The 483-nt window shown below is 63.8% G+C and carries 1 protein-coding gene; it reads right to left on the bottom strand.

Going from position 1 to position 483, the window contains the following annotated elements; translation table 11 throughout:
• The coding region (locus DMB80_RS27810) for a hypothetical protein (protein WP_162938742.1) at positions 1-325 on the bottom strand (325 nt) is incomplete at its 3' end.
• Positions 326-483: the final 158 nt, after the last annotated feature.

Below are 483 nucleotides of genomic sequence, written 5' to 3'. Positions count from 1 at the left end.
TCGTGAGCCCGTAGTCAAAGCGTTCGGGTGCCGCGTCGTTCGAAATGACGGTGAGGAGTTGTGCGCCACCGTCAACGGGGATGACGGCATTCGCGCTATCCATGGTCGAGGGATAGGCCACTCCACCGTTCGGAAGACCTTCGCCGGTGTCAGCTGCGTCTGCGTGGGGCAGGTCGATCCCGAGAACGAAGTTCCCCGTCGAGATCTGCACGCCTTCTGTCGCGTCGTTCGAAACCTCGACCCTGACGCCGACCTGAGCGCTCTCGTCATCTAGCCCATCCTCGATCTCAGAAGGAGCGAAGTCGCCGACCAGGCTGCCTTCCACGTGCTCCAACGCAGCGGCGATCTCGTGCCCTGCTGTCGTCTGGTCTCCGTCGCCTCCGGTATCCGCCCACGACGACGTGGTGGGGAGAGCGATGGCTCCGAGGGCCAGGGCAGCGGAGGTCGCAATCGATATGAAAAGCCGGGTGGGCTCGTATGGCG

It is taken from the genome of Mycobacterium kyogaense (assembly GCF_003254575.1).
GTDB lineage: Bacteria > Actinomycetota > Actinomycetes > Mycobacteriales > Mycobacteriaceae > Mycobacterium > Mycobacterium kyogaense.
This window is presented reverse-complemented; position numbering and strand designations above follow the sequence as displayed.